Origin of the sequence: Janthinobacterium sp. HH104, from assembly GCF_001758715.1 — a bacterium.
Lineage (GTDB): Bacteria > Pseudomonadota > Gammaproteobacteria > Burkholderiales > Burkholderiaceae_D > Janthinobacterium > Janthinobacterium aestuarii.
On sequence record NZ_LRIB01000027.1, the window covers coordinates 210,460 to 224,377 of the forward strand.

Below are 13,918 nucleotides of genomic sequence, written 5' to 3' on the forward strand. Positions count from 1 at the left end.
CCTAATCGGCCCAGCTGGCCATCCACGCCGCGAAACGCGCCACCACGGCCGGCGGATTCAATCGTTCCATCGCGCCTTCCACCGCCTCGCTGTCGCTGACCTCAAACAGCAGCACGAAATCGTCACGCTGCGCGCCCGCACCAAAACAGCGTTCGGCATCAAGCTGCGCCAGCGCCGCAATGCAGGCGTCGAACACGCCGCTGCGGAAGGTGTCGAAATCGACGTCGAAGGGCAAGTCGCGGTGCGCCTGCAGCAGCAATCGGTAGGCGCTGTCGAAATACGCGACCCCGTCCTCAAACGCCCATTCCGCCGGATTCCACAGCATCTCTTCGCCGTACTCCGAGGCGGCCAGCGCTTCGCGGCTGTTGGCCGCCGGGCCGATGGTCATGGCGCTGTCGTCGCTGACCAGCGCGTAAGCGTCGATGTGCTGATCAGGATGGGCACGGCGCACGGCCCCAAATGCCCGGCGCGCGGCGTCCGCCACCAGGGTGTGCAGCAGCGCGAAATCAAAGACGGCCGGGTCGATGAGCATGGCGCGCGCCAGGGTATGGCCACCGGCGACAGCAGCATCGCAATGGGACAGATAGGCAGCCTGCGCTACGGCGACGCTCGCATACTGCGTGCGCGTCTCCGCGCCCCAGGTCATGGCCGCGCCGCTGGCCGTCCACACGGTGGTGCCGAACACGCGCGCTTCCTGGAAGCGGGCCGGCTGATCATGGTCAAAGGTGTAAAACAGGCTGTAGTTGTCAGGCATAAGATTTTTCATCGATTAATCGGGCCGTATCTGCGCGGCGAAATCGCGCTGGCGGAACTGTTCCAGCAAAAAATCGACGAACACGCGCGTCTTTGCGGGCAGCAGTTTCTTGCTCGGATAGTACACGGACAAAGGGCCGGAATCGGCATGCCAGCCGGGCAGCAGCCGGACCAGGGCGCCGCTGCGCAAATGGGCCAGCGCGTGCGGCATGGGCAGCAGCGCCACGCCCACGCCAAGAATGGCCGCCTGCGCCATCGCTTCCGGATCGTCGAAAATGGCGCGCGGCCGGCATTCGGCCACGCCTTCGCCGCCCGAACCGTCGCGCAGTATCCAGCTGCGCAATCGGCCGCTGCCGGCCGAGCGGCGCGCCACGCCGTCGAATTGTGCCAGGTCCGACGGGTGCATGGGCATGGCCTTGCCCCGCATGAAGGCGGGCGATGCCGTGGCGACGATGTGGGCGTGGCCCAGTTCGCGCGCCACCACGCCCGGCGTCAGCTCGATGCCGCCGCCGATGGCCACGTCAAACCCTTCGCCGACCAGGTCCACTTGCCGGTTGTCGAAATGGCAGTCGGGAATGACGCCGGGATAGCGCGCGATGAAGTCGCCCAGCAAGGGCACCACATAGCTGCGTCCGAACGACGGCGCCATACTGATTTTCAGTATGCCGGCCGGCTGGCCGCCCTCTTCCGCCACGCCGGCAATCGCTTCGCGCAAGGTGGACAGGGCACCGCCGATCTGCTGCAGGAAGCGCTCGCCCCCTTCCGTCAGGGTCAAACGGCGTGTGCTGCGCTGGAACAGCCGCAACCCCAGGCTCGCTTCCAGCCGCGCCACGTTCTTGCTGACGGCCGCTGGCGTCAGGCCCAGGCGGCGCGCGGCGGCCGAAAAGCTGCCCAGCTCGGCAGACAACACAAACGATTGCAAGTGATTGAGGGCTTCCATGCGCCTATTCTACCCGCTCATTTGATACCAATGGTTGAAAGTGATTGTAGCGATTCATGGCTAGCGCGACAGGAATGAAAGGCAGATACTGAATTCCTCGACTCCCCACTCAGAAAGCTCATCATGCAAACCCAAGCCACCACCAGCACCTCCCTGCCACTGCAAGACAAGATCGCGTTCGTGACGGGCGGCTCGCGCGGCATCGGCGCCGCCATCGTGCGCCGCCTTGCCAGCCAGGGCGCCAACGTCGTCTTCACCTACCAAAGCTCCGCCGCCGAAGCGCAGGCGCTGGCCGCCAAAGTGGAGGCGGCCGGCGGCAAGGCCCTGGGCGTGCAGGCCGATGCGGCCGACGCCTCCGCCCTGACGGCCGCCATCGCCAAGGTGGCGGCGCAGTTTGGGCGTGTCGACATCCTCGTCAACAATGCGGGCGTGTTCCTGCCTGGCGCCATCGACGATTTTTCGCTGGAAGACTTCGACAAGACCTTGAACGTCAACGTGCGCGCCGTCTTCGTCGCCATCAAGGCGGCCGTGGCGCACATGCCGACGGGCGGGCGCATCATCAATATCGGCAGCACGAATGCGCACCGCATGCCGTTCGGCGGCGCGGCCGCCTACGCCATGAGCAAATCGGCGCTGAGCGGCCTGACGCAAGGCCTGTCGCGCGACCTGGGCCCGCGCGGCATCACCATCAATAATGTGGAACCGGGCCCCGTCGCCACGGACATGAACCCGCCGACGGGCGACTTTGCCGACCTGATGCACGGCCTGATGGCCCTGCCCCGCCACGGCACGGCCGATGAAATCGCCGGCATGGTCGCCTATCTGGCCAGCGCGGAAGCGGCGTTCGTCACGGGCGCCGGGCTGAAGATCGATGGCGGTTTTGCCGCCTGATCGAGTCCGAACATCAGCGAGCGGTGCGCCGCCACGCCCGCCATGGCGCCATCGGCCACCGCAAACGCCACGCTGCCCGCCATGCGGCCCGCGTCACCGCAGCAAAAGACACCAGGCACGCTGCTGGCCTTTTGCTCGTCGGTGCGCACGAACGGTCCCATGAGCCCGTCTTCCAGCGCGCAGCCCAATTCGCCGGCCAGGGAACTAGCCAGGCGGGTGCGGGTCGCCACGAACAGGCCGGCCATCGCGTGGCGGCTGCCATCGGCCGTGACCACGTCGGCCACCGCGTCGATCCGCGCCACGGGCGTGCGCACCAAAGTTACGCCGCGTGCCTCCAGTTGCGCCAGCTGCGCCGCATCAGGCTCGAACGCGCCATTGAGGAAAAAAGTGACCGTGCCCCAGTCGGGCAGCATCAGCGCATGGTGCATGGACAAGGGGCCGGTGGCCAGCACGCCGATGGCGCCCTGCTCCAGTTCATAGCCGTGGCAATACGGGCAGTGAAAGACGCTGCCGCCCCAGCGCTCGGCCAGGCCATCGACGGGCGGCAGTTCATCGATCACGCCGGTGGCCAGCACGAGGCGGCGGCCGTGCACGACATGGCCATCCGCCAGGGTCACATCGAAGCCATCGCCATCGCTGCTGGCCGCAGCCTGCACGGCCATGCCGTCCCGCCAGGTGACGGTGGCATACGCCATCAACTGCGCCTTGCCCTCGGCCGCGATGGCGGCCGTGCCGCTGCCGTCCTGGGTCAGGAAACCGTGGGAATGGCTGGCGTAGCGGTTGCGGCGCTGGCCGCCGTCGATCACCAGCACGCGGCGGCGGGCGCGCGCCAGTTGCGTGGCGGCGGACAGACCCGCGTAGCTGCCGCCAACGATGACGGCATCGAACGGGATGCCAGGCGATTCAGGAATGTGCATGTGGTGCTCCTTTGTGGGTGGCGTATTGTTGGCTGAAACGGTCGGCCAGGTCGGCCAGGGTGACGGTGCCAAAGCGCTGGATCAGCAGCGCCTCGGCTTCATCGAAGGCGCTGGCCAGCGACTGGTTGACAACCTGCTCAACCAAACAGCCCGGCTGATCGACACGGTTGCCCATGGCGAAGATGGTGGGCGAACCCACGGCCACGTAGATGTCTTGCAGGGTCACCTGGTGCAGGTCGCAGACGATGCGCCAGCCGCCGCCATGGCCCTTGTCCGACGCCACGTAGCCGCGCTCGCGCAGGCCGGCCATCACGCGCCGCACCAGCACGGGGTTGGTGTCCAGGTAAGCGGAGAGTTCCTCGGACGTCATCGGGCGTCCCGCATGGGCCATGTGCAGCAGCACATGGAGGATCGATGATAGTTTGCTGTCGCGTCTCATGTAACTAATGATAGTACATAATTCACGCAGATGCAAATCAGTTGCAAACTCCTGCGTAAAAAAAGGGGCAGACCTTGTCGGGTCTGACCCCAGCCTTTGCTTCAGGGTGTCTTTTTACGCTGTCGATGTTTCCTTGCGCCGCCGACCCCGCCACCACAGCAGCAAAGCCAGCAGCACCAGCACGCCGACGATGATGCCCGCGCGGGCAAGGCCGATCAGGTTCGACGGTGCGCCGCCATTGCGCAAGGTCGTCACCTGCTCCGCCGTCACCTTGATGGCGGGATTGCCGTACATCCGCTGCACGTAATTGCCGAGGGTGACGATCTGCTCGTCCGACAGGGTCTGGCGGAAGGCGGGCATCAGGTGGCCGGCATGACTACCCTTGCCGTCCTGCCGTTCCACGCCATCGAGTATCGCCATCACCAGGTTATTGCTGTTGCCGCGGCCCGTCGCCGAGTTGTGGAACAGGGGCGGCAAGCTGCCATCGAAACTGCCCTCGCCCTTGGCCTGGTGGCAGCTGGCGCACTGCGCATCGTAGAGCTGCGCACCCGACATCGTGTTCAGGTTTTGCGGCAGCGGCACGCCGCGGATGCTGCTCAACTCGTCGCCAGCATGGCCCCATTGCGTCACCGGTTTCACGTCCGCCTTGTCGCGGATGGCAGGCACGCTCTTGATGTAGTGCGCGATGGCGTTCAAGTCCGCGTCGCTCAGGTGCTTGAGGCTATGGTCGATGGCCTCGGCCATCGGGCCTGCCGCCTGCCCACGGTGCGCGGCGCGGCCCGTGCGCAGGTAGCCGGCCAGTTCCTGCTGGCTCCAGCCACCCACGCCGCTGTTGACGTCCGACGTGATGTTCGGCGCATACCACGTACCCAGGTCCGCGCCGCCCAGCTCCTTCGACAGCTGCTCCGCCATCAGCGCGTTGCGCGGCGTGTGGCACGTGGTGCAGTGGGCCAGGCCTTGCGCCAGGTAGGCGCCACGGTTCCACTCCATGCTTTTCGACGCATCGGCCACGAACGGTTTTTTATCGAGGAAGAGCAGGTTCCAGCCCGCCATCGACAAACGGATATTGAACGGGAATGGCAAGTCCGTCTTTTGCGCCGGCGCCGTGTCCACTGCCGCCACGCCATGCATGAAGTAGGCGTACAGGGCGGCCGTGTCGTCATCCGTCACCTTGGCGTAGGCCGTGTAGGGCATGGCCGGGTACAGATTGGCGCCGTCGGCCCGCACGCCATGGCGCACGGCGGCGGAAAACTGCGCCAGCGTGTAGTTGCCGATGCCATGCGTTGTCGACGGCGTGATGTTGGTGGCGACGATGGCGCCCAGCGGCGTGGCCAGGGCCAGGCCGCCCGCCATAGGCTTCCCGCCAGGCACGCTGTGGCAGGCGATGCAGTCGCCGGCCGTGGCCAGGTAGCGGCCGCGTTCGATCGCCTGTACGTCCGCGCCCGGCGCTTGTGCCGCCAGCACGGGCAAGGCCAGGGACAGCAAGGCGGCGCCGGCCGCCAGTCTGAAGATCGCCATCATGCCGTGCCTCCCTGTTGTTCGTCGAGGATATGCTTGACGGTGCGCAGCGCCACGGCCAGGCCGTTTTCCGTCGAATTGCAGGTGCCGGACGTGGGCAGCACACCCGTGCTGCACAGGAACAGGTTGGCGTGGTCGAAAGTGCGGCCCCACTGGTCGCACACGGCCTTGGCCGGATCGGAACCCATCGACAGGGTGCCGCAGATGTGCTGGTTGTTGGCGAACACGCCTTCCTTGCTATGGCGCAGATTGGTGCCGCCCATCAGTTTGGCGATGCGCTCGAAATCCTGCTTCGAGCGCTCGTGGCCGCGCTTGGTGTACTCGTCGATTGCGTAATGCGCCTGCGGCTTGGGAATGCCCATGGCATCTTTCTCGCTGCTGAGGGCGATGCGGTTTTCCGGATTCGGCAGCACTTCCAGCACGTTTTTCAAGCTCATTTCACGGGCCGAGCGGAAACGCAGCTGCTGTTCGAATGCATCGCCAAACACACCCTTGCCGATCAATTCCCTGGTGGTGCCATCGACTCTCGAGATGTTCGTGAAATCCAGGCGGTACGGCGAATGCTGGCTGCGGAAATCGCCATCGCGCATGGTGTTGATGGAATTGGGGCTTTGCGGGCCCCGGCCCAGCCACAGGTCTTCATCGGCGTCGAAGGTGATCGAGGTGCTCGGGTGGTCCATCAGGTTGCGGCCCACCATGTCGCTGCTGTTGGCCAGGCCGTTCGGGTATTTGTCCGAAGCGGAAACGAGCAGCAAGCGGGGGCTTTCGATGCCGTTGGCGGCCAGGATGAAGGTCTTGGCCGTGACCCGGTGGCTCTTCTTGTCCACGTCGTAGTACAGGGCGGCCGTGATGCGGCCCTGCGCATCGTGTTCCAGCTTGTAGACGTTGGCGTTGCAGACGATCTTGACGCCCGCTGCTTCCGCCTGCACTGCGGCGATGCCGCCATGGTATTGCGCGTCGATGGGGCAGATCGGCTGGCAGCTGTTATTGCCGCAGCAGGCCGGACGGCCATCGTAGCTGACGCTGTTGCGCGCCACCGTGTTGCCGACCACCTTGAACGACGGGTCGAGGCGTTCGCGGATGCGGCGCATGGCGTACGGCTCCGTCACGGAATCCATCGGGAAGGCCTGCTTGCGCGGCGAACCCGTATTGTCGGCACCCGAGACGCCCATGATCTCTTCCGCTTCCTGGTAGAACGGCTCCAGGTCTTCATAGCTGATCGGCCAGTCGACACCCACGCCATACAGGGTATGGATGCGGAAGTCGTTCGGCACGTTGCGCCACGCCTGCGCGGCCCAATGCCACGAAGTGCCGCCGAACTGGCGGATGTATTCGGCCGGGTATGGGTACGGGCCGCCCTGCACCAGGTAGCCGTTGTCCTTCGGCTGGTAGATCGGGTGCGGCGCCGTGGCCACCGATGGATATGGCGACATCCAGTCGCTGCGGCGCGTCGTGTTGCGGAAACGGGCGACGATTTCGCCGCGCGACACGCGCGGGCCCGCTTCCAGGATCAGCACCGAGGCGCCCGCCAGCGCCAGCTTGCGCGCGGCCAGGGAACCGATGATGCCGGAGCCGATCACGAGGTAATCGGCGGAGAGTTCTTCAGCCATGATGGCTCCTTAAATTGGTTTTCTGGCCCAGCTGCCGTAGGCGCCGTAGGAATACGTGGGAGGTTTGAGCACGTCGGCGACGACGGCCGCGTTCAAGGCCTGCTCGTAGGCGACGCAGACGGCCGCCTCGCCCGTGCCGACGATGCCCAGGTACCAGGCGCTGGCGATCTGTCGCGGCAAGGCCGCCAGCGGCGACTGGGCCGGGCCCAGCGCGTCGAGCGCTTCCTGCAAGCCGGCCGCCTGCAAGCCCTGCGCATTGATCAGCGCCAGCAGCGCACGCACCTTCGCGGGGAAGGCGGCGTCTTGCGCCACCAGCGCGTCATACAGGCGCTTGGCCAGCACGGGGTCGAGCACTTGCCGCCCGATGAGCATGGCCGACACGCCGAGGAAAGCGCCCTGCTCCGCATTGGCGACCGGTTCGGCCAGCGCCCAGGGAATCAGCGCCGCGGCCGACGCCGACAGCAGGCCGGCCAGCACCATGCGGCGGCCGGGATTCAGAGGGCCGCGGCCCTCCTTATTGTGTGTAGCGTCCAATTGAAGCTCCCGTGAGTTCAGCAACCGTTCAGAAAGAATGCTTGAGACCGACCATCACCACCGTCTGCCCGCCGTTCGACGACGGCGTGCCGTTTTGCGAATCGCCGACCGAGGCGACGGCGTTGACGATCGCGCCGTCCTGCCCCAGTGTCTGGCCGCGCGCCAGCTGGCGCGCTTCGATCAGGTAGATCGCCGTCCGCTTCGACAGCGCGTAATTCTGTTCGAACGACAGTTGGCGGTAGCGCGCGCGGTCGGCGATGCCGTTGGCGTGGCTGGCGAAGGTGTCGCTGTAGCCGGCGGACAGGAACCACTGCGGCGTCAGCTGATAGCTCGAAATCAGGCCGGCCGTATTGAAGATGGCCGTGTCGCGGAAGGCCGAGCGGCTGCCCGCCTGGTATTGCACGTTGCTGGCATTGGCGCCCACCATCCACTTGCCCATGGTGTAGCGTGCGCTGGCGGCGATGAATGCTATGCTTTCCGCCGAGGCGTAGCCCTGGTTGAGGGCGGAGATACCGAAGCTGCCCGATGCGTTGTCGCTCCAGCCGGCGCCATTCTGGCCATTTTTCAGTTTCAGGTAGCCGAGCGCGAATTCGGCTGGCGACGTGCTGTACTTGACGGCGGCGCTGAAGCTGCTGCCCACGGCATTGCCGTCGGCCGCTTCGCCAAAGCCGTATTGCGCGCTGGCCTGCAAGCCGCGCCAGGCGGGCATGCTGTAGGTGACGGAATTGCTGATACGCACGGTCGTGTCGAGGCCGTCGATGTCGCCCGGGTGGGCGCCGGTCGCGCCCGTCAAGACATTGCTCGATGCCAGCGAACCCACGAGCAGGTAGTACGGCGTGTACTGGCGGCCCGCCGTCACGGTGCCGTAAGCTGTCGATTGCAAGCCCACGTAGGCCTGGCGGTTGAACAGGGAACTGGCCGAACTTTGCGCGCCCGTGTCACTTTCAAAGCCGTTTTCCAGCAGGAACAGCGCCTTCAGGTCGCCGCCCAGGTCTTCCACGCCCTGGAAACCGATCTTGCTGGCGGACAAGCTGCCGCTGCGCATATAGGTATTCGACTTGCCGCCCTGGTTGCTCGCGTACGCGGTGGCCGCGTCGACCACGCCGTAAATGGTGACATTGCTTTGGGCGCAAACGTTTGCGCCGATGAGCGTGGAGACGGCCAGCGCCGCAGCGCGCATGCATGGTGTGTTCATTTTTTTTCCTGACTTTCCTGTTTTCTCTGGCGAAATACGGGCGTGGCGCCGCGTTGCAGTCCCCTCCCGCGAGAGGAGCGTCCGCTGTTCTTCTTGATTTGGATCAAGTGAAGCAAATTATACGCTTATTTACTCACATGTAAGTGATTGACTGTAGGGCTTAGTCTTATAGCAAAACTTTCTTGTGTCTTATAGCAAATCCGGCAGACGTGCGGACGCACGCCCGGCAGCACGGGGAAATCACAGGAACAGGCATGGAAAAAGCAGCGGCAGCGCATGCTGAAAAACACGCGCCCGAAGGCCGTACGGAAAGGGAAAGATGGGAGCGGGGTTGCCGCTCAGCGCAGGATGGCGGGCGCCACCGGCAGGGTTTCAAGAGCAATAAACGCTTCCAGGGCGCGGCGCATGTCTTCGAACACTTGCTTGCCGTAAGCCGCTTCCAGGTGGGCATATTGCAGGTCGATCAGTTTACCCATTTGCATCAGCAAACTGGCGCCCGCTTCGGACAGGTGCACCTTGCGGCGGCGCTGGTCGCCTTCGAACTTGCTGCGCCCGATCAGGCCGATTTCTTCCATGCGCGCCAGGATGCCGCTCATGCTGGGGCTCGAAATCTGGCAGATCTCGCACAGCTCGCGCGGCTCCAGGGTCGGGCTTTCATTCAGCGCGCGCATGATGCGCCACTGCTGCTCCGTCACGCCGAAGTGATTGAGGATGGGGCGGAAATGCTGGAGCAGGCTGTCGCGGGCCTTCAGCAGCAGTTGCGGCATATTCGGATAACGGATCGGTAGCTGCAAGTGGAACTCCTGGGTGGGCCAGCACAATGAGCGTCATTATACGGCTGGCCCGGAGACAATAGCGGCAAAATTCCCCTTCCCTGCCGCTCCCGTGCCATGGCGTCAGCTTTTGGTTTTTCTCTGCTCGGGGATGAAGTGTTCGCGCACGGCCTTGGCCAGCAGCTCCGGCGGCAGCAAGCCCTGCCCCAGCAGGAAGTTGTTGAACGCCAGGCGGTCGAATTTCTCGCCCAGCGCCAGCTCCGTTTCCGCGCGCAGCTGCAGGATGCGCGTATAGCCATAGAAATAGCTGCCCGCCTGGCCCGGCATGTTGAAGGTGTAGCGGTCCAGCTCCTGGCGCGCCATCGGTTTCGACAGCATCACTTCATCCGTCAGGATGCGCCCCGCTTCCTCGCGCGTGACCTGCCCCAGGTTCAGCATCGGGTCGAGCATGGCGCGCGCCGCGCGCAGCATGCGGAACTGCAGCGCGATGAACTGGCCCTCGGCTGGCTCGTACGGAATCATCTCCGCTTCCGCGTACAGCGCCCAGCCTTCCACGTTGACGCTGTTGAATGCGTACAGGCTGCGCGCCTGCGATACGCCGCGCTCCACCATGGCGCTGAACTGCAGCTCGTGGCCTGGGCGGCCTTCGTGCGCGCTCAGGGTCCAGGCGGCGCCCGCGAAATTGAAATCGTCATACGCTTCGCCCTTGCCGCTGGCGGCCGGATTGCTGACGGGGAGGACGAACTGGCCGTGCTCGCCCGTATTGCCGATCAGCGGAGGCGGACGCATATGCGGCGCCGGCTGGGCCGCCGATTCGGCGGCGGACGCCAGGCGCATGGTCATGGCGCGCGCAGGAATATCGACCACGCGCTGCCGGGCGATGCGCTGTTCCAGCTGCGTATTGACACCCTTGTAGTGCGCTTCGAGCTGCTCGTTGGGGATGGAATCGGCCTTCAGCGCGCGCATCACCTGGCGGTAGTCCGTGCCGTCGACGCCCTTCAAGGCCAGCTTGGCCGCCACCACGGGCGCCAGCGCCTGCATGGCGGCGCGCGTTTCCAGGTAAGCCACCTGCGCCCGTTCGACCAGCGCGCGCGGCTCGATGTCGATGCCCACCTGTTTCAGGCGGAATGCATACAGCTCGGGCGCCATGCGGAAATCCGTGCGCGACAGGGGCAGCACCACCTGCTTTTCCCATGCCGCATACTCGTTCAGCTGCTGCTCCATGGCCGCCAGTGCGCCTTCTGCCCCCGTGATCTTCATGTCGGCGAACAGCTTGCGGATGCCGGCGATATACGTCGGCACATTTTCCAGCGACTGTTCCACCTGCAGGCGCACGGGTCCCGCCAGGCCAGGCTGGCCGATCTTTTCCGTGAAGCGCGCCTTGGCCTGCGCCGTGATCGGCGTGCTGCCCGGGAACTGGCCCACGTAGCGTTGCAGGCGTTCGAGCGCCTTGGCACGGCGCGCGGCCGGGCGCTGCTCCTGCAGCAGGCTTTGCATGCTGCCAAAGACCATTTGCGGCACATCGACCCACGGCAGGGCGTATTTGGCTTCCAGCTGCGTGCCCATGATCTCCTGGTCGACGGCGCCGATCAGGATTTCCAGGTCCTGGCGTATGCGCTCGTCGCGTTCCAGTTCCAGCTTTTGCTGCAATTGCGCGCGCGCCTTCTGCATGGCCGCCACGTGGCGCTCGGTGATGTTCGGCCCGAGGTCGGCGGCCTGGCCGTCGTACTGGGCCAGGCCCGTGTCGGAGGCGTCTTCGGGCGAAAACTGCGCCTGCGCCGCCAGCACGATGGCCGCATTGCGGTTGCTCGCTTCAACCCAGGCCGATGAAGCGCCGGCAGTGGCAGGGACGGCGGCCATGGCGGGCATGGTAAACGCGATGGAGAGTGAGGCTACCAGCACGGTCTTGCACAATTGCGGAGTGACGGACATCGGGGGATTCCTTCCTGAGGTGAACGATGAGCGAAGCGGCGAGTATCGGCCAGCCCCGGGTAACTGTCAATTCACCCCGTTCAGCGCGGGCAGGTTCCACGGCGTGACGATCTGGATCGCGGACAAGGGCGGCACCTGCGCCAGGGCGGGCAGCGCGCCCTGCGCCCGCAGTATCTCTTGGCAGGCGCGGCGCATGTCCTGGCCCAGGTCATGGTGCAGCACGGCCTGGACGGCGCCCGACTTGAGCAGCGCCACGTTGTCCGCATCGAGGTCGTGGCCGATGAAGACCTGGCACGGCCGGCCCGCCTGCGCGAATGCCTGCACGATGGCGGCATTGCCGCCGCCGATCGAATACACGGCGGCGATGCCTGGATGCTTAGCCAGTGCTTCACGCACCAGCGCGCCCGTGGCGCCGTCGATACCGTGGCCTTCGCTCACTTCGACGATGGATAAATGGCGGTGCCGTTCGCGCAGCGCGCGGCGAAAGCCGATCTCGCGCTCCTCCTCGCCATGAAAACGGTTGCTGCTCAGGGTCACCAGCACTTGCTGTTTCCTGGGCCGCTGGCCCGCGCCCAGCCACTGGCCGATCAGGCAGGCGGCCGTCTCGCCCGCCGCGCGGTTATCCATGCCCACGTAGCCGCGGCGCGCGCAGGATGGCAAGTCCGTCACCAGGGTCACCACGGGAATGCCGGCCGCCGCCAGCCGGTCCACCGCCTCGGCCACGGGCGGCAAATCCGGCGCTTTCAGCAACACGCCATGGCTGCCGTTCTTGCGGATGCGTTCCAGCTGGTCGACGATGCCGTCCACTTCCAGGGTTTCATGCAGGTGAAAACGCGAGCGCAGCACGGCCGGGTGCAGCGACGGTAACTCCGCTTCCAGCGCGGCGCGCACGGCGTCCGTAAAGCGGCGCGGCGCCACCATCAGCACGTCGAGCATGAACTTCCTGCCGGCCAAGCCCACCTGCGTGCTTTGCCGCGCCAGTTCATCGAGCGCCTGCATCACGCGGCGCACGGTATTCGCGTGCACGCCCCCGCGCTGCTTGATCACGCGGTCGACGGTCGCCACGCTGACGCCGGCCTGCAGCGCCACGACCTTGACGGGAAACGGATGCGTCATGCCATGTCCATTCCATTGATGGTTTTTTGATGGATTTTCTGATGAAAAATGCCGATTTTCATCCCTATACTGATTCTACAACGTAAAACTCAGGAGACACCGCATGACCACCCAAGACGCCGCGCCGCCCGCCCCCTTCTGGCTGTCGCAGCAAGATTGCCGGCTCGATGATTTCATCCGCACCGTCAGCCAATGCACGGTGCTGGCCGACTATCCGCACGCCGTCGCGGTGGAAGACAATATCCTCGTCTACGACTGCGACCAGGTACGTGCGCTGGCCGCCAGTACCGCGTCGCTGCGCGCGCTGCAGGCAGAATGGGGCAAGGCGCTGATGGATGGCCCAGGCGTCATCGTGTTCCGGCGCGCCGTCGACGACACGGCGACGCTGGAACAGGTCAGCGGCGTGTTTCGCGCGCTGATCGCCGAACAGCACGCGAGCGGCCAAGCGGGTGGCGACCATTTCGCCAAACCGGGCGCGAATGACCGCATCTGGAACGCCCAGCAAAAACTGTGTCTGCGCGCGCCCGAAGCGTTCGCGCGCTATTACGCCAATCCCGTGTTTGCGTGGATCGCCGAGGCGTGGCTGGGACCCGCCTACCAGATGACGGCGCAAGTCAACGTCGTCAACCCGGGCGGCGCGGCCCAGGCGCCGCACCGCGACTATCACCTGGGTTTCCAGAGCACCACCGCCTGCGCCGCCTACCCGGCGCCCGTGCACCAGATGTCGGCCCTCTTGACCTTGCAGGGCGCCGTCGCCCACTGCGACATGCCGGTCGAATCCGGCCCCACCCTGTACCTGCCGTATTCGCAGCGCTACCAGGCCGGTTTCCTCGCCTGGCAGCAACCGCCCTTCCGCGATTATTTCGCGCAGCATTGCGTGCAACTGCCGCTGTCACAAGGCGACGCCGTCTTCTTCAACCCCGCCCTGTTCCATGCGGCGGGCCATAACCGTTCGTCCGACATCCGCCGCATGGCGAATTTGCTGCAAGTGTCGTCGCCGTTCGGGCGCGCCATGGAAGCGCTGGACCGCCGCGCCATGAGCGCCGCGCTGTATCCGGCACTGCAGGCGCTGCGCGACCAGGGTGCCCTGTCCGGCGACGGCATCGGCCACGCGATTGCAGCCTGCGCCGAGGGCTATGCCTTCCCCAGCAACCTCGATCGCGACCAGCCCATAGGCGGCATGGCACCGCCCACGCAGCAGCAACTCATGCACGAAGCGCTGGCACAGGACTGGCCCGCCGCCCGCTTCCTCGACGCCCTGGACAGCCATGCCTGGCGCCAGCAAGCTTGATCCCCTATC

The 13,918-nt window shown here is 65.6% G+C and carries 13 protein-coding genes; 2 read left to right on the forward strand and 11 right to left on the reverse strand.

Annotated elements, in window-relative coordinates; genetic code table 11:
• Position 1: 1 nt before the first annotated feature.
• Together JAB6_RS10110 and JAB6_RS10115 are read right to left on the reverse strand one after the other, a co-directional pair.
• Positions 2 to 754, reverse strand: a complete 753-nt coding sequence (locus tag JAB6_RS10110; protein ID WP_175444523.1) for a DUF4303 domain-containing protein — start codon at positions 752 to 754, stop codon at positions 2 to 4.
• A gap of 15 nt (positions 755 to 769) precedes the next feature.
• A complete protein-coding gene (locus JAB6_RS10115) occupies positions 770 to 1,693 on the reverse strand; it encodes a LysR family transcriptional regulator (protein ID WP_070302670.1) in 924 nt (307 codons plus the stop codon).
• Between the two features lie 123 nt (positions 1,694 to 1,816).
• Between JAB6_RS10115 and JAB6_RS10120 the strand changes: the two genes are divergently transcribed.
• Positions 1,817 to 2,584 (forward strand): SDR family oxidoreductase, encoded by a 768-nt coding sequence (locus JAB6_RS10120; RefSeq protein WP_070302671.1) that lies wholly within the window; start codon positions 1,817 to 1,819, stop codon positions 2,582 to 2,584.
• On the opposite strand, the gene JAB6_RS10125 is transcribed toward JAB6_RS10120, so the two are convergent.
• The 9 genes from JAB6_RS10125 to JAB6_RS10165 all read right to left on the reverse strand — a co-directional run bounded on the left by JAB6_RS10125 (position 2,512) and on the right by JAB6_RS10165 (position 12,618).
• Entirely contained in the window at positions 2,512 to 3,501 is a 990-nt protein-coding gene (locus JAB6_RS10125; protein WP_083292644.1) for an NAD(P)/FAD-dependent oxidoreductase, read from the reverse strand. The two genes, JAB6_RS10120 and JAB6_RS10125, sit on opposite strands and share 73 nt — an antisense overlap.
• Positions 3,488 to 3,940 (reverse strand): Rrf2 family transcriptional regulator, encoded by a 453-nt coding sequence (locus JAB6_RS10130; RefSeq protein WP_070302673.1) that lies wholly within the window; start codon positions 3,938 to 3,940, stop codon positions 3,488 to 3,490. The genes JAB6_RS10125 and JAB6_RS10130 overlap by 14 nt, the downstream gene beginning before the upstream one ends.
• A 114-nt stretch (positions 3,941 to 4,054) precedes the next feature.
• Complete coding sequence (locus JAB6_RS10135) at positions 4,055 to 5,461, reverse strand: cytochrome c (protein WP_139143339.1); 1,407 nt, start codon at positions 5,459 to 5,461, stop codon at positions 4,055 to 4,057.
• Positions 5,458 to 7,068, reverse strand: coding sequence for a GMC family oxidoreductase (locus tag JAB6_RS10140; RefSeq protein WP_070302675.1), 1,611 nt, complete (start codon positions 7,066 to 7,068; stop codon positions 5,458 to 5,460). The genes JAB6_RS10135 and JAB6_RS10140 overlap by 4 nt, the downstream gene beginning before the upstream one ends.
• Before the next feature lie 9 nt (positions 7,069 to 7,077).
• Entirely contained in the window at positions 7,078 to 7,602 is a 525-nt protein-coding gene (locus JAB6_RS10145) for a sorbitol dehydrogenase family protein (protein ID WP_254671538.1), read from the reverse strand.
• A gap of 28 nt (positions 7,603 to 7,630) precedes the next feature.
• Positions 7,631 to 8,797, reverse strand: coding sequence for a porin (locus tag JAB6_RS10150; protein WP_070302678.1), 1,167 nt, complete (start codon positions 8,795 to 8,797; stop codon positions 7,631 to 7,633).
• A 338-nt stretch (positions 8,798 to 9,135) separates the two neighbouring features.
• Positions 9,136 to 9,591 (reverse strand): homoprotocatechuate degradation operon regulator HpaR, encoded by a 456-nt coding sequence (hpaR, locus tag JAB6_RS10155; RefSeq protein WP_223278727.1) that lies wholly within the window; start codon positions 9,589 to 9,591, stop codon positions 9,136 to 9,138.
• A gap of 102 nt (positions 9,592 to 9,693) precedes the next feature.
• Complete coding sequence (locus tag JAB6_RS10160; protein ID WP_070302681.1) at positions 9,694 to 11,502, reverse strand: DUF885 domain-containing protein; 1,809 nt, start codon at positions 11,500 to 11,502, stop codon at positions 9,694 to 9,696.
• A gap of 66 nt (positions 11,503 to 11,568) precedes the next feature.
• Positions 11,569 to 12,618 carry a LacI family DNA-binding transcriptional regulator gene (locus JAB6_RS10165; RefSeq protein ID WP_070302682.1) on the reverse strand — a complete coding sequence of 350 codons (1,050 nt, stop codon included), beginning with the start codon at positions 12,616 to 12,618 and terminating at the stop codon, positions 11,569 to 11,571.
• A 103-nt stretch (positions 12,619 to 12,721) separates the two neighbouring features.
• On the opposite strand from JAB6_RS10165, the gene JAB6_RS10170 reads away from it, so the two are divergent.
• Positions 12,722 to 13,909: a phytanoyl-CoA dioxygenase family protein gene (locus JAB6_RS10170; protein ID WP_070302684.1), complete on the forward strand. Its 1,188-nt coding sequence runs from the start codon at positions 12,722 to 12,724 to the stop codon at positions 13,907 to 13,909.
• Positions 13,910 to 13,918 lie beyond the last annotated feature (9 nt).